Here is a 17,955-nt window from a genome sequence, read left to right on the forward strand (position 1 = left end):
GTGGTTTCAGCAGAGCTTGCCCGACGCCTAGCCGACCCAGGCGCGGGCATTGCGGAACATCCGCATCCAGGGCGAGTCCTCACCCCACTCAGCCGGGTGCCAGGACATCTGCACGCTCCGGAACACCCGCTCCGGGTGCGGCATGAGCAGGGTCACGCGCCCGTCGGTGTTGGTGATGCCGGTGATGCCGAGCGGCGAGCCGTTGGGGTTCGCGGGATAGGCTTCCGTCACCCATTCGCGGTTGTCCACGAAGCGCAGCGCCACCCGTCCGCCGGCCAGGAGCTGCTGGGCCGCGTCGGGCCGGTCGAACAGCGCGCGGCCCTCGCCGTGGGCCGTGACGATGGGGATCACCGAACCCTGCATGCCGGCGAAGAACAGCGAGGGAGAATCCAACACCTCCACCAGCACGAGGCGCCCCTCGTACTGCTCGGAGGCATTGCGCACGAACTGCGGCCAGCCGGCGGTGCCGGGGATCAGGTCGGCGAGCGCCGCCATCATCTGGCAGCCGTTGCAGACGCCGAGGCCGAAGCTGTCGGCGCGATTGAAGAACTGGCTGAACTCCTCGCGGGCGCGCGGGTTGAACAGGATGGACTTGGCCCAGCCCTGGCCGGCGCCCAACACGTCGCCGTAGGAGAAGCCGCCGCAGGCCACCAGGCCCTTGAACTCGGCGAGCGCGACCCGCCCCTCCAGCACGTCGGTCATGTGAACGTCCTGGGCGGCGAAGCCGGCCCGGTCCAGGGCGGCCGCCATCTCCACCTGCCCGTTCACGCCCTGTTCGCGCAACACCGCCACCCGGGGCCGGGCGCCCTTGCCAATATAAGGAGCGGCTGGGTTCTCGGCGAGGTCGAAGCTTAGCTTGGCATGCAGGCCGGGATCGCCGGCATCCTGCTTCGCCTCCCATTCCCGTTGCGCGCCGGCAGGGTTGTCCCGCAGGCGCTGCATGTGGAAGGAGAGCTCGCTCCAGGCGCCGTGCAGCTCGGCGCAGGCCTCATCCAGCAGCGCCTCGCGCGCGCGGCTGATGACCATGCGGCCGTCATGGCGCGGCGCACCCAGGGCATGCACCAGGGCGCCAAGCCCATGGCGCTCGAATATCGCATGTACGCGTTGGGCGTCGCGACCGTGCACCTGCAGCACCGCGCCCGCCTCCTCGGCGAACAGTGCCGCCAGGGTGTCGCCGCCCAGGGCATCCAGGTGCAGGTCCACGCCGCAGTGGCCGGCGAAAGCCATCTCCGCCAGGGTCACGAACAGGCCGCCGTCGGAGCGGTCGTGGTAAGCGAGCAGGAGGCTCGCCGCCACCAACTCCTGTACCGCGGCGAAGAACCCGGCGATGAGCTTGGGATCGTCCACATCGGGAGCGGTATCGCCGCTCGCCCCGAACACCTGCGCGAGGCATGAACCGCCCAGGCGGTTCTTACCCTTGCCGAGATCCACCAACAGGAGCTGGGTGTCGGCGAGGGCAGCGTGCAGCTCGGGGGTCAGCGTACGGCGGATGTCCCGAACCGGGGCGAAGGCCGTCACCACCAGCGACAAGGGCGCCAGCATGGTGCGGGTGGCGCCATCCTGCTGCCATACCGTCTTCATGGAGAGGGAGTCTTTGCCCACCGGGATCGCGAGGTCCAGCGCCACGCACAGCTCGCTCACGGCCTCGACCGTGTCGTAGAGCGCGGCGTCTTCCCCCGGGTTTCCGCAGGCCGCCATCCAGTTCGCCGAGAGGCGGACCTTGGCGAGGGAACCGATGTCCGCGGCGGCGATGTTGGTGACCGCCTCCGCTACTGCCAGGCGGCCGGAGGCCGGCGCGTCGATGGTGGCGACCGGTGTACGCTCGCCCATGGCCATGGCCTCGCCGGCATAGCCTTCATAGCTCGCGGCGGTGACGGCGAGGTCGCTCACCGGCACCTGCCAGGGGCCGACCAAGGGGTCGCGGTGCACATGGCCGCCCACGGTGCGGTCGCCGATGGTGATGAGGAAGCCCTTGTCCGCCACCGCCGGCAGGCGCAGCACGCGGAACACCGCCTCGCGCAGTTCGATGCCCGAGGTGTCGAAGGCTTGGCGCGTCGCTGCCACGCGCTTCACGTCGCGCAGCATCTTGGGCGGCTTGCCAAGCAGCACCTCCATGGGCATGTCCACGGGCGGCTTGCCGAGCAGCGGATCCTGCACCTTGAGCTGGCGGTCGCCGGTGGCCTCGCCGATCACGGCATAGGGGCAGCGTTCGCGGGCACAGAGCTTCTCGAAGTCGGCGAGGCGCTCCGGCGCCACCGCCAGCACGTAGCGCTCCTGCGCCTCGTTGCACCACACCGCCATGGGCGACATGCCGGGTTCGTCGCTGGGCACACGGCGCAGGTCGAAGCGGCCGCCGCGGTGGCTGGCATCGATGATCTCAGGCACCGCGTTGGACAGGCCGCCGGCACCGACATCGTGGATGGAGAGGATCGGATTGTTGGCGCCCTGGGCCCAGCAGCGGTCGATGACCTCCTGGGCGCGGCGCTCCATCTCGGCGTTGTCGCGCTGCACCGAGGCGAAGTCCAGGTCCTCGGCGGACGCGCCGCTCGCCATGCTGGAGGCGGCGCCGCCGCCGAGACCGATGAGCATGGCGGGACCGCCCAGGACGATGATCTTGGCGCCCACCGGGATCTCGCATTTCTCCACGTGCGGCGCGCGGATGTTGCCCATGCCGCCCGCGATCATGATCGGCTTGTGGTAGCCACGCAGGGTGCCGCCCACCTCCTGCTCATAGCTGCGGAAGTAGCCTCCGAGGGCGGGACGGCCGAACTCGTTGTTGAAGGCCGCGGCGCCGATGGGGCCCTCGAGCATGATGTCGAGCGCCGAGACGATGCGTCCGGGTTTGCCGAAATCCTTCTCCCAGGGCTGGGTGAAGCCGGGGATGCGCAGGTTCGACACCGAGAAGCCGGTGAGACCGGCCTTGGGCTTGGCGCCGGTGCCGGTGGCGCCCTCGTCGCGGATCTCGCCGCCGGCACCCGTCGCCGCGCCGGCGAACGGCGCGATGGCGGTCGGGTGGTTGTGGGTCTCCACCTTCATGAGGATGTGGATGTCCTCCTGGTGGTAGGCGTATTCATCGTCCGCCGGGCGCGGGAAGAAACGCGCACCGCGGCTGCCCTCGATCACCGAGGCATTGTCCTTGTAGGCGGACAGTACGCCCTTGGGCGTGTGGGCATGGGTCTCCCGGATCATGTCGAACAGAGAGCGCGCCTGCTGCCGTCCGTCGATCACCCAGTCGCCGCGGAAGATCTTGTGGCGGCAGTGCTCGGAGTTGGCCTGGGCGAACATCATGAGCTCGGCGTCGCTGGGATTGCGGCCGAGGCGCTGGAAGCCTTCCACCAGGTAGTCGATCTCGTCCTCGGAGAGAGCGAAGCCGTAGTCACGGTTCGCGGCGGCCAGCGCCGGACGGCCGCCACCCATCACGTCCACGGTGTTGAGCGGCGCCGGCGCGGTCTGGGCGAACAGCTTCTGTGCCTCGTTCGCATCGAACAGCACCGACTGGGTCATGCGGTCATGCAGCATCGCGGTGGCCTGCTTGAGGGCATCCATCGCGAGGCTGCTGCCGTACAGATAGTAGGCGACGCCGCGCTCGATGCGGCGCACCTTCTGCAGGCCGCAGTTGCGGGCGATGTCTGTGGCCTTGCTGGCCCAGGGGGATACGGTGCCAAGGCGCGGCACCACCAGCACCAGGCTGCCCCCGGCCGGCACGTCGTGGTTCACGCCGTCGTTGAGCAGCCGCTCCAGCAGCGCGCGGTCGGAGGCGCCGGGCGTACCTTCGGCATCAACGAAGTAGAGGAACTGGGTTTCGAGACGGTCTATGCCGGGGACGCGTTTCTGCAGTTTCTCGAGCAGGATCCGGATGCGGAAAGTGGAGAGTGCCGGACCACCACGAAACTGAAGCATCTTCGATCCTGGAGGCGGGTGCGGAGCGGTATTTTACAGTAAAACCCGGACCCCCGCTCCAGCCCTCATAGAAGCGTAGCGAGCGCAGGCAGGGCGAGGCGCAGGGCGGCGAGGACCCGGAGCGTACTCTTCAGTACGTGAGGACTCCGAGCTGCCCCGCAACGAAGCCATGCCAAGCGCAGTAGCTTCTATGAGGGCCTAGGAAATCTCGCGCCATTCCAAGCCGTACTCCTGGTCTGCTATCCCTATCCACTCCTCATCGCAATCCATCGCCTCGGCAAGAGCCGTCCTGGCCAGTTCAGGCTTGTTGTTCTTCTCGGAGAGGTGCGCCGCCACCAGATGCTGCAGCCATTGCTTGTCGAGCCCGCGCAAGAGGTCCGCCGCCTGAGCGTTGCTGAGGTGGCCCAAGGGCCCCCCTACCCGGTGCTTCAGGGAAGGCGGATAGGGCCCGTCCTCCAGCATGTCCCGGTCGTGGTTGCACTCCAGCAGCAAGGCCGCGCAACCGCTGAACATGCGCTTGATGTGGGGCGTCACGCTGCCCACGTCCGTGAGCAGGCCGAAGCGGTGCGCGCCGCCGTCGAACAGGAACTGCACCGGTTCGCGCGCGTCGTGGGGTACCGTCACCGGCGTGACCTCGATCTCGCCGATGACCAGCTTGGCGTGGCTGTCGAAGGGCTCGGCAGCAGCGAAGCCGAGCTTGAGGCAGGCCTGGCGGGTGCCAGCGGTGCAACGCACCGGGATACCATGGCGCGCGGCGAAGCGCATCACGCCGGAGGCGTGGTCGCTGTGCTCGTGAGTCACCAGGATCGCCGCCAGGGACGTGGGCTCGACGCCGCAGCGGGCAAGGCGCAACTCCGTCTCGGCGATGGAGAAGCCGCAATCCACCATGAGGATGGTGTCTCCGGCCTGGATGAGGGTGGCGTTACCGCGGCTGCCGCTGCCCAGGGAGGCGAAGCGCACGCCTTATTTCTTTCCCGGGGTGTAGAGAGGCACCGGGAACGGAGTGACGTTGGTCCCGCCTTCCACCGCGGTGATCTTGGCGGTGCCCTCGCGGGCCACCTCATCGATGCGCACCACCGAGTGCATGGGGATGTAGCTCTTCTTCACGCCCTCGAATTCGGTCTTGAGGCGCTCCTCGCCCGGGTCCACCACCACCCCGCCGCGTTCGCCGAACACCAGCTGCTCGATCTCGATGAAACCCCAGAAGCCTTCCTGGCTCACTTTGCGGGCATAGACCTCATAGAGCTTGCCCTGGCTCATGAAGATGACTTTGTAGATGTGGCGTGGGGGCATGGCGTGGATACCGTGGATTCTGCCGCGAATTTTACCCAAGACCCCGCGAAGCCGCCATGAGAAGGCTGCCCAAACCCGGCAAGTCCTGTAAAATACGCGCCTCCTGGAGAGGTACCGAAGCGGTCACAACGGCACCGACTCGAAATCGGTTGGGGGCTAAACGCCCCACGTGGGTTCGAATCCCACCCTCTCCGCCAGACCAAACGAAAAGGCCCCCTGTTTCAGGGGGCCTTTTTTGTTTGGTGATGAGGGCGGATTCGAACCACGTAGATATCGGCTGGTTCGACAAAATCGCCGGGAGCGATTTTGAACCGCGCGCAGCGCGGGCCCGAAGGGCGGCGGGAGGGACAGCCCGCCGTAATCCCACCCTCTCCGCCATACAAACGAAGGCCCCTCGCGGGGCCTTTTCCGTCTCAGCGCTTACGCGCGAAGAACTGTCTCAAGAGGCCTCCGCACTCCTCCGCCAGCACACCACCCGCCACATCCAGGCGGTGGTTGAGCTTGTCAGTGCGGGTCAGGTCGAACACCGAACCGGCGGCGCCGGTCTTGGGATCGGCAGCGCCATACACGAGGCGCGCGACCCGCGCGTGGACCATGGCACCGGCGCACATGGCGCAGGGTTCCAGTGTCACGTACAGGGTAGTGCCAGTGAGCCGGTAGTTCTCCGCCATATGGGCAGCGGCGCGCAGCGCCATCACCTCGGCGTGGGCAGTGGGGTCATGGGTGCCGATGGGCTGGTTCCAGCCGGAGCCGAGCAGCACCCCATCCTTCACCACCAAGGCGCCCACCGGAACTTCGCCCGCGGCTCCCGCCTGGCGAGCGAGCGACAATGCCTCGCGCATCCACTTCTCGTCTTCGGTGCTCATACCTTCGGTCCCGGGTCGAGGGGAATATCATAGGGCACAGTCCGGTCTTACGGGGCCGGGATACCCCTACGGTATAATGAATCCCGAAGCAGGCTGTGTCCCAACCACAACTCGAATCGGCCTGCCGGTGACCGCAACAGGGTGCGGCCGGGCAGCCGGAACGGGGACAGCCATGTCTTTGCTTGAACGCCAACCCTATCTCGACGTGCTTGTCTCGTCCCTCGAGCGCTGCGGGATGGGCACGGGCCACGTGGTGCTGATCGCCGGCGAAGCCGGCATGGGCAAGACCTCGCTAATGCGCGAGTTCGCCGCGCAGCAGGCCAAGTCGGCGCGGGTGCTATGGGGCGGTTGCGAAGCCCTGTTCACACCTCACCCGTTGGCACCGCTCCATGACATCGCCCTGCAGATAGACGCAGGTTTCGCCGCCGCCATCGCCGCCGCCTCAAACCGGCATGAGATCTTCAACGTCACCCTCGACCGCCTCTCTCGCATGCCGCCGTCCACGGTGGTGGTTATCGAGGACGCCCATTGGGCCGACGAGGCGACCCTCGACCTCATCAAGTTCCTCGGCCGCCGTCTGCAGCGGCTCGGCATCCTGTTGGTGATCAGTTATCGGGATGACGAGGTGACGGACAAGCATCCGTTGCGCTCGGTACTGGGGGACCTGCCACACAAGGCCGTGAGCCGCATCCGCCTGCCGCCACTCAGCGAAGGTGCCGTCGGCTCCCTGGCAGAGGCGGCCGGCCGCCCCGCCGCGGGCTTGCACGAGCTGACCGGCGGGAACGCCTTCTTCGTGACCGAGGTGCTCGCCACTTCGACGGAGGATATCCCCTCGACCGTGCGTGACGCGGCCATGGCGCGCATCGCGCGACTGCCCGAGGCGGCCCGGCGCATCGCCCACATGATCGCGATCGTGCCCGGCAAGACCGAACGCTGGCTTATGGATGCGACCATCACGCCACAGAGGGAAGCGCTCCAGGAGTGCCTGGGGGTGGGCATGGTGGCGCATCCGGATTACTCGATGAGTTTCCGCCACGAACTGGCGCGTCGCGCGGTGGAGGACAACATCGCGCCCGATGAACGCCGGGAGCTGCACGCGACGGTGTTGGCCGCCCTGCTCGCTCAAGGCGAAGGCAAGGTCGCGGTGGGCCGGCTGGTGCATCATGCAGACCAGGCGGCAGATGAGGTTGCGGTGCTGCGCTTCGCACCCGCGGCAGCCGCGGATGCCGCCGCGGTGGGCGCTCACCGCGATGCGGCCGCCTACCTGAAGGTAGCGTTGCGTCATGGCGAGACGCTGGACGACGCGCGGCGCGCGCAACTGCTGGACCGCTACTCCTATGAGTGCTACCTCATCGACCGTATACCCGAGGCGATCCAGGCCCGCACCGCCGCGCTGGAACTGTGGCGAAAGCTCGATGCGCGTCTCAAGGAGGGCGACGACCTGCGCTGGCTGTCACGCATCACCTGGTACGGTGGCCAGAAACAGGTAGCGGAAGCATACGCCCGCCAGGCGGTGGCCTTGCTGGAGAGACTCCCGCCCGGCCGCGAACTGGCCATGGCCTACAGTAACGTCGCCCAGCTCTACATGCTGTCCTCGGAGATGGAGCAATCCCTGCTGTGGGGACGCAAGGCGCTGGAGCTCGCGACTGCCCTGGGCGAGACCGAGATCCAGATCCATGCCCTCGGCAACGTCGGCGCCGTGAAACTCCTGGCGGACGGTGCATCCGGACACGAGGAGCTGGAACGCTCCATGCAGATGGCCAAGGCCGGCGGGTTCGAGGAGCACGCCTCGCGTGCCTACACCAACCTCGGCACCGCCTACCTGCGCACCCGCAACCTGCCGCTGGCCATGAAGTACCTCGATGCCGGCATCGCCTACTGCGAGGAACGGGACCTGGACTCCTGGACCCGCTACATGAAGGCCCAGCGCTCCGACGCGCTGCTGGGACTCGGCCGCTGGGACGAAGCTGCCGATGATGCGGCCTCGGTGCTCAAGCACGCGGCGGCAGCGGCCATCATCCGCATACCGGCGCTGGTGACACTCGGCCAGCTGCGCGCCCGGCGCGGCGACCCCGACATGGACAGCCCGCTCGACGAAGCCTACCGGCTGGCGGTGCCGACCGGGGAGTTGCAGCGCCTGGGACCGGTGATGGCGGCCCGCGCCGAGGTGGCCTGGCTGCAGGGCACCACCAGCGAGGAACTGCTGCAGGAGCTCGAACGCACCTACGAGATGAGCCTGGGGCTCGCCGATCCCTGGGCCCAGGGAGAACTCGCGTTCTGGCTGTGGCGCAACAGCCGGCTTGGACGCAAGCCGCCCGCCAATGCAGGCGCGCCCTACTTGATGCAGATGCAGGGAGACTGGCGCGGTGCCGCCGAAGCCTGGCGGGCCATCGGCTTGCCCTATGAGCAGGCCATGGCGCTCGCGGACGCCAAGGAAGAGATGCCGTTGCGGGAGGCTCTCACCATCTTCGAACGGCTCGGCGCGAACCCGATGGCGGGGCAGGTGAAACGCCGGCTGCGCGCCAGCGGCGTGCGCGGCATCCCGCGCGGCGCCCAGGAGCGCACCCGCCAGAACCCGGGCGGCATGACCAACCGGGAGATCAAGGTGCTGGCGCTGGTGGCGGAGGGGCTGCGCAATGCCGAGATCGCCCGCCGCCTGTTCCTGTCCGAGAAGACCGTGGGGCACCACGTCTCCTCTGTGCTGGCGAAGCTCGGGGCCAAGTCCCGCGGGGAGGCCGTCGCCACCGCGGCGCGCTTGGGCCTGGTGCTGCCGCCGGAGCCCAGTAAATAGGGAGAAATCCCGATGTCCCCCTTGCCCTGCCCGCCTATCCTGCCCAGCGTCGGAACAAGCCGATGACGGTCTGTAAGGAGATGGCCCATGCCTCGCTACGTGGTGGAGCGCGATTTCGCCTCCGGAGTCCCCATCCCTGACGGCGGCGAGGAAGGTTCCCGGCTCTGCCTCCTGGTAGTGGAGAACAACGCCAGCGACGAGGTCACCTGGGTCCATTCCTACGTGAGCCGCGACAAGAAGAAGAGCTTCGACATCTACGACGCGCCCACGCCGGAGGCGATCCGCCGGGTCGCCATCAAGAACAGCCTGCCCGTGAACCATATCACCGAGGTGATGGTGTTGGACCCCTATTTTTACCGCTGACGAGATACCGGAGTCAGCGCGCCATGGCGGGGCTACACTCCTCTCCGCCATGGCGTCTTTTTACCCCTGCCGGCCCTCGCGACAGCGAAAAATGGGGGGTTCTCCCGATGTCGGGCCGCCAAGCCGGACCTAACCTCCCAGCGTCGGATACCGACGCCTGATAAGGAGAGGACGCGTATGCACCCCCAGCTGCCGGACTCCGGTTTCAACACCGCCATCCAAGCGACTCCCAGCGAGGAGCACACCGAGATCTGCTGCCGCGTGGTGGAAGGTGGCCACACCGGGGAACTGCTCTGGCTATATCCGCATGCCAAGGCGGGGAACGGTGCGGTGTGCAGTTTCTTCGCCCGGCTGCTTGATCGATAACCCGCCCACAACGAGTGGAGTAATCCCATGGGAATCATCGTCTTCTTGTACGGCCTCCTCTGTTATTCGATCGGCGTCGCAGCGCTGCTGTACGCCATCTTGTTCACCGGTAACCTGTGGGTACCGAAGAGCGTGGATTCAGTCCCCGAGACGGGCATGCCTGCGGCACTGGTGATAGATCTCTGCCTGCTCGCGCTGTTCGCCTTCCAGCACAGCGTGATGGCGCGTCCCGGCTTCAAGAAGGTCTGGACCCGGGTCGTCCCCACTGCCATGGAGCGCAGCACCTACGTGCTGGCCTCTGGCGTGGTGCTTGGACTCTTGTGCTGCCAGTGGCAGCCGATCCCGGGCACCGTGTGGAGTGTGGCGAACCCCATAGGCCGGCTGATACTGCAGGCGGGGTTCTGGCTTGGCTGGGTGATCCTGCTCAGCTCGACGTTCATGATCAACCACTTCGACCTGTTCGGCCTGCGCCAGGTGTACCTGCGGCTCAAGAGCGCGCCCTACACGCCGGTGCCGTTCGTGCAGGTGGCTTTCTACCGGTTCATCCGCCATCCCATCATGCTCGGGATCCTGATCGGATTCTGGTCCACCCCCGACATGAGCCTGGGTCACCTGGTGCTGGCCGGCGCCAGCACCGGCTACATCTTCCTCGGCATCTTCCTGGAGGAGCGCGACCTGCGGCGCGAGCACGGTGCGACTTACGAGCACTACCGGCGCAGCACCTCGATGCTGCTGCCGCTGCCGCGCAAGCCATCCTGACGCAGGAACAAGCGAGCCGTGGCGGAGCGATCCGCCACGGCTCGCTTCCGCGAGGGAATAATCGACGAGTCACATCCGTCTAGGCATGCGGTACACGATGCAAGGAACAACCAATGCCCCGCTACTTGGTGGAGCACGATTTCAGCCAAGTTTCCGACAGTCGTGCCGGCATCGGCATTGGGCGCGGTGGACAGGTCACCTGGTTGCGCGTCTATATGAGCGCCGACCGGAGCAAGGGCTTCTGCGTCTATGATGCGCCGTCGGCGGATGCGATACGCGAGCTGGCGTCGCTGAACAACCTGCCGGTGCATCAGATCACGGAAGTGGAGACGATGAGCTGGGACCCGCGCTGGGCCCCGTGAGGCTCACTCCCACTCGATGGTGGCTGGCGGCTTGCCGCTGATGTCATAGACCACCCGCGAGATGCCCTTGGTCTCATTGATGATGCGCCGGGAGACGTGGTCCAGGAACTCATAGGGCAAGTGCGCCCAGCGGGCGGACATGAAGTCGATGGTCTCCACGGCCCGCAGCGCCACGACGTACTCGTACCGCCGGCCGTCCCCCTGAACGCCCACGGACTTCACCGGCAGGAACACCGCGAAGGCCTGGCTCACCTTGTCATAGAGCGCCGCCTTGCGCAGCTCTTCCATGTAGATGTGGTCGGCCTTGCGCAGCAGGTCGGCGTATTCCTTCTTCACCTCTCCCAGGATGCGCACGCCCAGGCCGGGGCCCGGGAAGGGGTGCCGGTACACCATCTCGTGGGGCAGGCCCAGTTCCACTCCGATCTTGCGCACTTCATCCTTGAACAGTTCCCGCAGCGGCTCCACGAGCCCGAGGCGCATGCCTTCCGGCAGCCCGCCCACGTTGTGGTGGGACTTGATGACGTGAGCCTTGCCGCTGGCGGCGGCAGACTCGATCACGTCCGGGTAGATGGTGCCCTGGGCCAGCCAGCGGGCATCCTGGATCTTCGCGGATTCCTCCTCGAACACCTCCACGAACAGCCGGCCGATGGTCTTGCGCTTCTGTTCCGGGTCGGTGACGCCGGCCAGCGCCTTCAGGAAGCGGGCCTCTGCGTCCACCCGGATCACCTTCACGCCCATGTGCCTGGCGAAAGTCTCCATCACCTGGTCACCTTCGTGCAGGCGCAGGAGGCCCGTATCCACGAACACGCAGGTGAGCTGCTTGCCGATGGCCTTGTGCAGCAGCGCCGCCACCACGGAGGAGTCCACGCCGCCGGAAAGGCCTAGCAGCACGTGATCCTTGCCTACCTGGGTGCGCACAGCAGCCACGCGGTCCTCGATGATGCTGCCGGAGTTCCACAGGGCCTTGCAGCCGCAGAGCTCCAGCACGAAGCGCGAGAGGATCGCGCCACCCTGCAGGGTCTGGGTCACCTCCGGGTGGAACTGCACGCCGTAGAAGCGGCGCGCCTCGTCGGCCATGGCGGCGCAGGAGGCATCCTGCGAGAGGCCGGTGCGCACGAAGCCCGGCGGCAGCTCGGTGACGGAGTCGCCGTGGTTCATCATCACGTGCAACAGCGGCTTGCCGTCGCGGTGCCCGTCATCGATGCCGTCCAGGAGGCGCGACGGCGCCGTGACGGTCATGTTCTCCATGCCGAACTCACGGTGGGTGCCGGGGAGCACCTTGCCGCCGAGCTGGGCCGCCATGTCCTGCATGCCGTAGCAGATGCCCAGCACCGGCACGCCGAGCTCGAACACCGCCCTGGATGCCTTGGGCACCGCATCGCCGACCACCGACTCGGGACCGCCGGAGAGGATGACGCCCTTGGGAGAGAACGTGCGTAGCGCCTCGTCGCCGATGTCCGGCAGGTGCACCTCGCAGAACACGCCGATCTCCCGTACCCGGCGCGCGATGAGCTGGGTCCACTGGGAACCGAAGTCCAGGATCAGGATGCGGTCGCTGTGTATGTTCTGCTGGCTCAAGTTCCCGTCTCCCTAATAGCCGGAAGGCCGCTGGGCGGCCTTCCTTGTCTTCATTCGCTGCGGTAGTTCGGTGCTTCCTTGGTGATGGTCACGTCATGGACGTGGCTCTCGCGCATGCCGGCACCGGTGATGCGCACGAACTCAGGCAGGGTACGCATGGTCTCGATGTCCTTGGAGCCGGTGTAGCCCATGCTGGAGCGCAGACCGCCCATGAGCTGGTGCACGATCGCCACCAGTGAGCCCTTATAGGGCACGCGGCCTTCGATGCCTTCCGGCACCAGCTTCTCGACCTCTTCGGTCGGGTCCTGGAAGTAGCGGTCAGCCGAGCCCTGCTTCTGGGACATGGCGCCCAGGGAGCCCATGCCCCGGTATGACTTGTAGGAGCGGCCTTGGTACAGCTCCACCTCGCCGGGGGCCTCCTCGGTGCCGGCGAACATGCCGCCGATCATGACCGCGTAGGCGCCGGCCACGATGGCCTTGGCCACGTCGCCCGAGTAGCGGATGCCGCCGTCGGCGATGAGCGGCACGCCGCTCTTGGCGAGAGCCTCGGCCACGTTGGCGACCGCGGAGATCTGGGGCACGCCCACGCCGGCCACGATGCGGGTGGTGCAGATGGAGCCAGGGCCGATGCCGACCTTGACGCCGTCGGCGCCCGCCTCCACCAGCGCCTTGGCGGCGGCGGCGGTGACGATGTTGCCGCCGATGACCTGCAGGTCCTGGTACTTCTTCTTGATCATGCGCACCCGGTCCAGCACGCCCTTGCTGTGGCCGTGGGAGGTGTCCACCACGATGACATCGACGCCCGCCTCCACCAGCGCGGCGACGCGCTCCTCGGTCTCGGCGCCGGTACCCACCGCCGCGCCCACGCGCAGGCGGCCGTGCTCGTCCTTGCAGGCGTGCGGATAGTCCTTCGCCTTCTGGATATCCTTGACGGTGATCATGCCGCGCAGCTGGAACTTGCCGTCCACCACCAGCACCTTCTCGATGCGGTACTTGTGCAGCTTGGCGAGCACCTCCTCCTTGTCGGCGCCCTCCTGCACGGTGACCAGGCGGTCCTTGCCGGTCATGATCTTGGAGACTGGCTCGCCGTAGCGGGTCTCGAAGCGCAGATCGCGGCTGGTGACGATGCCGACCAGCTGCTGCCCCTCCACCACCGGCACGCCGGAGATGTCGTGGGCCCGGGTGAGCTTCATCACCTCGCCGATGGTGGTGCCGGGAGTGACGGTGAAGGGATCCTTGATGACGCCGCTCTCGAACTTCTTGACCATGCGCACCTGGCGCCCCTGCTCCTCGGCGGTCATGTTCTTGTGGATGATGCCGATGCCGCCTTCCTGGGCCAGGCTGATGGCCAGCCGCGCCTCGGTCACCGTATCCATGGCGGCCGAAAGCAGCGGGATGTTGAGCGTGATATGTCGCGTGAGGCGAGTGGAGAGGTCCACGTCGCGGGGCAGCACTTCGGAGTAGGCGGGGACCAGGAGGACGTCGTCGAAGGTGAGGGCTTCCTGGACGATACGCATGCGGGCTCCGGGCTGCGTGGCGGTAAATCGCGGGATTATAAACTTTTCCCCCACCCCGGGTAAAATCCCCCGTGACCCCGCCTTGGTATCATGGGCCATGGCGAGCACCCCGGAAGCCGATCTCTTCACCCCCGTGCGCAAGGTCTTCAGCGTCTCCGAGCTCAACCGCGCCGTGCGCGGCCTGCTGGAGGGCGGTTTCCCGCTCTTGTGGGTGGAGGGCGAGGTCTCCAACCTGGCGCAGCCCGGCTCCGGCCACCTCTACTTCTCCCTCAAGGACCCCCAAGCCCAGTTGCGCTGCGCCCTGTTCAGCGGCCGCGGCCGGCTGCTGCGCTTCAAGCCCGCCAACGGCATGAAGGTGCTGGCGCGCGGCCGCGTCGGCCTCTACGAACCGCGCGGCGACTACCAGTTCATCGTCGAGCATCTGGAGGAAGCCGGCCACGGCGCCCTGCAGCGGGCCTTCGAGGAACTCAAGCGCAAACTCGCGGCGGAAGGGCTGTTCGACGCAGCACTCAAGCGTCCCCTGCCGCGCGTCCCGCGCCGCATCGGCGTAGTGACCTCGCCCACCGGCGCGGCCCTGCGCGACATCCTGAGCGTGATCCGCCGCCGCTATCCGCTGGCTGGAGTCGTGTTGTACCCCGTGCCGGTACAAGGCGAAGGCGCCGCCCAGAAGATCGCCGCCATGCTTGGACAGGCCTCTGCCCGCGCCGAGTGTGACGTGCTGATCCTGGCCCGGGGCGGCGGCTCGCTCGAGGACCTCTGGGCATTCAATGAAGAGCCGGTCGCCCGCGCCATCCGCGCCTCGGCCCTCCCCGTGGTCAGCGGCGTGGGCCACGAGATCGACTTCACCATCGCGGACTTCGCCGCCGATGTCCGCGCGCCCACCCCCACCGGCGCCGCCGAGCTCGTGACGCCGGACCGGGCCGACTGGGAACACCGCCTGCTGCAGCAGGCGCTCCGGGTGGAGCAGGCGCAGTTGCGCGTGCTGGCGGAACTGCGCCGGCGTATGGACTGGTGCAACGCGCGGCTCATCCAGCTGCACCCCCGCCGCGTACTGCGGGACAGGGCGCAGCGCCTGGATGAACTGCACCTGCGCCTCGGCCGCTGCATGCGCGCGCAGCTCAAGCATGATCACGCCCGCCTCGGGCATCTCGCCGCCTCGCTGCGGGAGCACAGCCCGCTAAAGCGCCTTCACCGCGCCTCGGACCGGCTCACGGCCCTCGGCGTGCAGCTGCAATCCGCCGCACGAGGGCACCTCACCCGCACCGGGAACCGCCTCGCGCTGGCGCTGCGGACGCTGGACGCCGTGAGTCCCCTGGCCACGCTGAACCGCGGCTATGCCATAGTCAGCGATGCCGCCAGCGGCGCCATGGTCGGCCATATCGGCGCAGTGCGTCCGGGCCAGACGGTGCATGCCCGCCTCGCGGATGGCAGCCTGCTGGCCGAAGTGAAGGAGACGCGCCGCGAGGACAAGAAGCCATGAAGCGCGTGCTCACCTTGCTGGCACTCTTGTTTTCACCGGTGGGTGTCTTGGCGGCAGCGCCCTTCCCGCTGGACGACGCGGTGCCGGGCGGTGTCGCGGTGGTAGAGCTCCCGGAGAGCGCGGCCACTCCCCAGGTGGAGTACTCAGGACAGCGGATGATGGTGGTGCGCCACGCCGGCCACTGGTACGCGCTGGTGGGCTTGAGTCTCGATACCGTGCCCGGCGAGAAGGCGTTGGACATACTGGTGGCGGGCGACGCCACACTGCACGTGGCCTTCAGCGTGATGCCCAAGAGCTACCCTGAGCAGGCGCTCACCATCGCCGACCCGCAGATGGTCAACCCCAGCCCGGAACAGCTCGCGCGCATCGACAAGGAACAGCAGCGCATGGCCAAGGTCATGGGCCAATGGCGCAAGACCCCCCGCCCCGGAATCAGCTTCGTGTGGCCCGTGAAGGGACCGGAGACCTCCGCGTTCGGCCTGCGCCGCGTACTGAACGGCGAGCCGCGCAGCCCCCACAGCGGCATCGACATCGGCGCGCCTGCCGGAACACCGGCGCTGGCGCCGGCGGATGCGGTGGTGGCAGACATCGGCAACTACTACTACTGCGGCAAAACCCTGACCCTGGACATGGGGCAGGGATTGTTCAGCGTCTACTGCCACCTGAGCCGCATCAAGGTGAACGTGGGGCAGAAGGTGAAACGTGGACAGCTGGTGGGCAAGGTCGGCGCCACCGGACGCACCACCGGGCCGAACCTGCACTGGACCGTCCGTCTCAACGAGGTGCCGGTGGATCCGCACGTGTTCCTGGGGAAAAACTCACCCACCCCGCCGCCGGTCACGCCACCTCCGCCTGCGACGATGCTCCCTCCCGCCCAGGCCACGGCGCCTGCCGCGACATCTTCCGCTGCTCCGCCCATGGCGACGCGTGCGGCGCCCGCCGCCGCTACCGGGTCCGTCACGCCGCTATGAAGGTCAGACGTTGTAGCTGAGGGGTTTGCTGTTGCGCTGGAACCAGTCGCCTTCGACCGGCTCGAACACGTGGCAGGCCTTCATCTCACCGCCATAGATGTGCAGCGAGACGGCACTCTGGTCGGAAAGCGGATTGCGGATCAGATGATATTCATGGGGCGGGATCAGACAACCGGCTGAGCCGGTGCCGGCCTGCACCGTGCCGCAATATTCGAAGCGGAAGCGCTCGCCCTGGCGTTCGGCGATCTCGAACTGCTGCACTTCGATCTGTCCGCGCCATACGCCTTCCACGCACCACATGCCGGCGTGATCGTGGATCAGGGTGCCCTGCCCCGGACCCCAGGTCATGGCCACCACGGTGTAGCCAAGGTCCTCGCTGCGGTACAGGAGACGCCGGGCATAGCTCTCCTTGCAGGGCGAGCACAGGCCGGACGGCAGGTCCACGCTCTTGTCGCGGAACATCTCGCACAGAACGTCCTTGATCGCATGGGTGGTCTTGCGCGGGTCGGCACGGCGCACCGCCTCGTCGAGCAGCGGGATCAGGCGGTGCGAACCTTGGAAGTCGACGGCGCTCACAGTGTCTCCAGGAAATCGCCGATGGCGGGGCGGAAGCGCTCCATGTCCACCAGGAAGGAATCATGGCCCTGCTTGGATGCCAGCTCCAGGAAGCGGGTGTCCGCGCCGGAGCGGCGCAGGCTCTCCGCCAGTGCCCGTTGCTGGTGCAGGGGGAACAGGATGTCGCTGTCCACGCCGATCACCAGAGCCTGCTGGAGGCGCAGGCGCTGCAGCGCCTTGTCCACGCTGCCGCCGTGCTCGGCCACGTCGAACAGGTCCATGGCGCGGGACAGGTACAGGTAGCAGTTGGGGTCGAAGGCGCCGATGAAGGACTGGGCGCGGGACTCGAGGTAGGCCTCGATCTCGAACTCGACTCCGAAGGCGTCGATGCCGGCGTCCTTGGCACGCTCGCGGCCGAAGCGCTCGGACCATTCGCGGGCGGAACGGTAGGAGATCATGCCGAGCTTGCGCGCGAGCCGCATGCCTTCGCGCGGACCCTCGCCCGGCGCATAGTGCCCGCCGGCCCAGGCGCCGTCGGTGCGGATCAGCTCGCGTTGCAGCGAGCGCACTGCGATCGAGAAGGGTTCCGAATGGGTTGCGGAGGAGATGCTGACCAGCACGCCCACCTCGCCCGGATACATGATCGTGTAGGCGAGCGCGCTCATGCCGCCCATGGAGGGTCCCATCACCACGCGCACCCGCGGGATGCCGAGCGCCGCCAGGAGGCCGTGGGCCGCGGAGGCCACGTCCTCGATGGTGAGCTTGGGGAAGGCGGGACCATAGGGCTTACCGGTGCGCGGATCCGTAGATGCGGGACCCGTGGAACCGTAACAGCTGCCGAGGGAGTTCACGCAGATGACGTGGAAACGGTCGGTATCGATGGACTTGCCCGGCCCGAGCATCTCCTCCCACCAGCCCGTCGATGGGTCCTCGCCGCTCGAGGCGGCGTGGGCCGAGGGCGAGAGGCCGGTGAACAGCAGCAGCACGTTGTCCTTGGCCGCGCTGAGCCTGCCCCAGGCCTCGTAGGCCACCTGCACTTCGTCGAGCTCGCCGCCCAGGCGCATGCGGAAACGGCCGGGCAGCGTCACGAGACGCCTTGCGCCGGCGGTGGCCGGCGCGGGACTCTGGCTGTGCAGCGTGAGGTGGGGCTTCAT

General features: G+C 67.5%; 15 protein-coding genes and 1 tRNA gene. 8 read left to right on the top strand and 8 right to left on the bottom strand.

Annotated features, from left to right (window positions below):
- Positions 1 to 27: 27 nt before the first annotated feature.
- From purL to VF651_03495, 3 genes are all read right to left on the bottom strand, one after another.
- Positions 28 to 3,900, bottom strand: coding sequence for a phosphoribosylformylglycinamidine synthase (gene purL, locus VF651_03485; protein ID HEX7964761.1), 3,873 nt, complete (start codon positions 3,898 to 3,900; stop codon positions 28 to 30).
- A 198-nt stretch (positions 3,901 to 4,098) separates the two neighbouring features.
- Complete coding sequence (locus VF651_03490) at positions 4,099 to 4,860, bottom strand: MBL fold metallo-hydrolase (protein HEX7964762.1); 762 nt, start codon at positions 4,858 to 4,860, stop codon at positions 4,099 to 4,101.
- A gap of 3 nt (positions 4,861 to 4,863) precedes the next feature.
- Positions 4,864 to 5,193: a DUF1820 family protein gene (locus tag VF651_03495; protein HEX7964763.1), complete on the bottom strand. Its 330-nt coding sequence runs from the start codon at positions 5,191 to 5,193 to the stop codon at positions 4,864 to 4,866.
- A gap of 105 nt (positions 5,194 to 5,298) precedes the next feature.
- Here VF651_03495 and VF651_03500 point away from each other — a divergent pair.
- Positions 5,299 to 5,390, top strand: a tRNA-Ser gene (locus VF651_03500).
- 216 nt (positions 5,391 to 5,606) lie between these two features.
- Here the strand turns inward: VF651_03500 and tadA are convergent.
- Positions 5,607 to 6,059, bottom strand: a complete 453-nt coding sequence (gene tadA / locus VF651_03505; protein HEX7964764.1) for a tRNA adenosine(34) deaminase TadA — start codon at positions 6,057 to 6,059, stop codon at positions 5,607 to 5,609.
- 172 nt (positions 6,060 to 6,231) lie between these two features.
- On the opposite strand from tadA, the gene VF651_03510 reads away from it, so the two are divergent.
- The 5 genes from VF651_03510 (at position 6,232) to VF651_03530 (ending at position 10,700) form a co-directional block, all read left to right on the top strand.
- Complete coding sequence (locus tag VF651_03510; GenBank protein ID HEX7964765.1) at positions 6,232 to 8,850, top strand: AAA family ATPase; 2,619 nt, start codon at positions 6,232 to 6,234, stop codon at positions 8,848 to 8,850.
- Positions 8,851 to 8,937: 87 nt separating this feature from the next.
- Positions 8,938 to 9,213: a DUF4242 domain-containing protein gene (locus VF651_03515; protein HEX7964766.1), complete on the top strand. Its 276-nt coding sequence runs from the start codon at positions 8,938 to 8,940 to the stop codon at positions 9,211 to 9,213.
- Positions 9,214 to 9,390: 177 nt separating this feature from the next.
- Positions 9,391 to 9,579 (top strand): hypothetical protein, encoded by a 189-nt coding sequence (locus VF651_03520; protein ID HEX7964767.1) that lies wholly within the window; start codon positions 9,391 to 9,393, stop codon positions 9,577 to 9,579.
- Between the two features lie 27 nt (positions 9,580 to 9,606).
- Complete coding sequence (locus VF651_03525; GenBank protein ID HEX7964768.1) at positions 9,607 to 10,338, top strand: NnrU family protein; 732 nt, start codon at positions 9,607 to 9,609, stop codon at positions 10,336 to 10,338.
- A 113-nt stretch (positions 10,339 to 10,451) separates the two neighbouring features.
- Complete coding sequence (locus VF651_03530; GenBank protein HEX7964769.1) at positions 10,452 to 10,700, top strand: nickel-binding protein; 249 nt, start codon at positions 10,452 to 10,454, stop codon at positions 10,698 to 10,700.
- A gap of 3 nt (positions 10,701 to 10,703) precedes the next feature.
- On the opposite strand, the gene guaA is transcribed toward VF651_03530, so the two are convergent.
- Entirely contained in the window at positions 10,704 to 12,278 is a 1,575-nt protein-coding gene (gene guaA, locus VF651_03535) for a glutamine-hydrolyzing GMP synthase (GenBank protein HEX7964770.1), read from the bottom strand.
- 50 nt (positions 12,279 to 12,328) lie between these two features.
- Positions 12,329 to 13,795, bottom strand: a complete 1,467-nt coding sequence (guaB, locus tag VF651_03540) for an IMP dehydrogenase (GenBank protein ID HEX7964771.1) — start codon at positions 13,793 to 13,795, stop codon at positions 12,329 to 12,331.
- 97 nt (positions 13,796 to 13,892) lie between these two features.
- On the opposite strand from guaB, the gene xseA reads away from it, so the two are divergent.
- Together xseA and VF651_03550 are read left to right on the top strand one after the other, a co-directional pair.
- The gene (gene xseA / locus VF651_03545; protein ID HEX7964772.1) at positions 13,893 to 15,275 is read left to right on the top strand and encodes an exodeoxyribonuclease VII large subunit; all 1,383 of its coding nucleotides are present in this window, start codon (positions 13,893 to 13,895) and stop codon (positions 15,273 to 15,275) included.
- Complete coding sequence (locus VF651_03550; GenBank protein ID HEX7964773.1) at positions 15,272 to 16,246, top strand: peptidoglycan DD-metalloendopeptidase family protein; 975 nt, start codon at positions 15,272 to 15,274, stop codon at positions 16,244 to 16,246. The genes xseA and VF651_03550 overlap by 4 nt, the downstream gene beginning before the upstream one ends.
- A gap of 3 nt (positions 16,247 to 16,249) precedes the next feature.
- Here the strand turns inward: VF651_03550 and VF651_03555 are convergent, their stop codons facing one another.
- Together VF651_03555 and VF651_03560 are read right to left on the bottom strand one after the other, a co-directional pair.
- On the bottom strand, positions 16,250 to 16,822 hold the full coding sequence (locus tag VF651_03555) for a cysteine dioxygenase family protein (protein HEX7964774.1): 573 nt from the start codon (positions 16,820 to 16,822) through the stop codon (positions 16,250 to 16,252).
- Positions 16,819 to 17,955, bottom strand: a complete 1,137-nt coding sequence (locus VF651_03560) for a homoserine O-acetyltransferase (GenBank protein ID HEX7964775.1) — start codon at positions 17,953 to 17,955, stop codon at positions 16,819 to 16,821. The genes VF651_03555 and VF651_03560 overlap by 4 nt, the downstream gene beginning before the upstream one ends.

The organism is Gammaproteobacteria bacterium (assembly GCA_036383255.1).
In the GTDB taxonomy this organism is placed as follows: Bacteria; Pseudomonadota; Gammaproteobacteria; order Natronospirales; family REEB76; genus DASUBN01.

What these genes read in the sequence shown, in the direction of transcription:
- purL (HEX7964761.1), bottom strand. Translation starts at nt 3,900, where the DNA reads ATGCTTCAGTTTCGTGGTGGTCCGGCACTCTCCACTTTCCGCATCCGG.
- VF651_03495 (HEX7964763.1), bottom strand. Translation starts at nt 5,193, where the DNA reads ATGCCCCCACGCCACATCTACAAAGTCATCTTCATGAGCCAGGGCAAG.
- tadA (HEX7964764.1), bottom strand. Translation starts at nt 6,059, where the DNA reads ATGAGCACCGAAGACGAGAAGTGGATGCGCGAGGCATTGTCGCTCGCT.
- VF651_03510 (HEX7964765.1), top strand. Translation starts at nt 6,232, where the DNA reads ATGTCTTTGCTTGAACGCCAACCCTATCTCGACGTGCTTGTCTCGTCC.
- VF651_03515 (HEX7964766.1), top strand. Translation starts at nt 8,938, where the DNA reads ATGCCTCGCTACGTGGTGGAGCGCGATTTCGCCTCCGGAGTCCCCATC.
- VF651_03520 (HEX7964767.1), top strand. Translation starts at nt 9,391, where the DNA reads ATGCACCCCCAGCTGCCGGACTCCGGTTTCAACACCGCCATCCAAGCG.
- VF651_03525 (HEX7964768.1), top strand. Translation starts at nt 9,607, where the DNA reads ATGGGAATCATCGTCTTCTTGTACGGCCTCCTCTGTTATTCGATCGGC.
- VF651_03530 (HEX7964769.1), top strand. Translation starts at nt 10,452, where the DNA reads ATGCCCCGCTACTTGGTGGAGCACGATTTCAGCCAAGTTTCCGACAGT.
- guaB (HEX7964771.1), bottom strand. Translation starts at nt 13,795, where the DNA reads ATGCGTATCGTCCAGGAAGCCCTCACCTTCGACGACGTCCTCCTGGTC.
- xseA (HEX7964772.1), top strand. Translation starts at nt 13,893, where the DNA reads ATGGCGAGCACCCCGGAAGCCGATCTCTTCACCCCCGTGCGCAAGGTC.
- VF651_03550 (HEX7964773.1), top strand. Translation starts at nt 15,272, where the DNA reads ATGAAGCGCGTGCTCACCTTGCTGGCACTCTTGTTTTCACCGGTGGGT.
- VF651_03560 (HEX7964775.1), bottom strand. Translation starts at nt 17,955, where the DNA reads ATGAAGCCCCACCTCACGCTGCACAGCCAGAGTCCCGCGCCGGCCACC.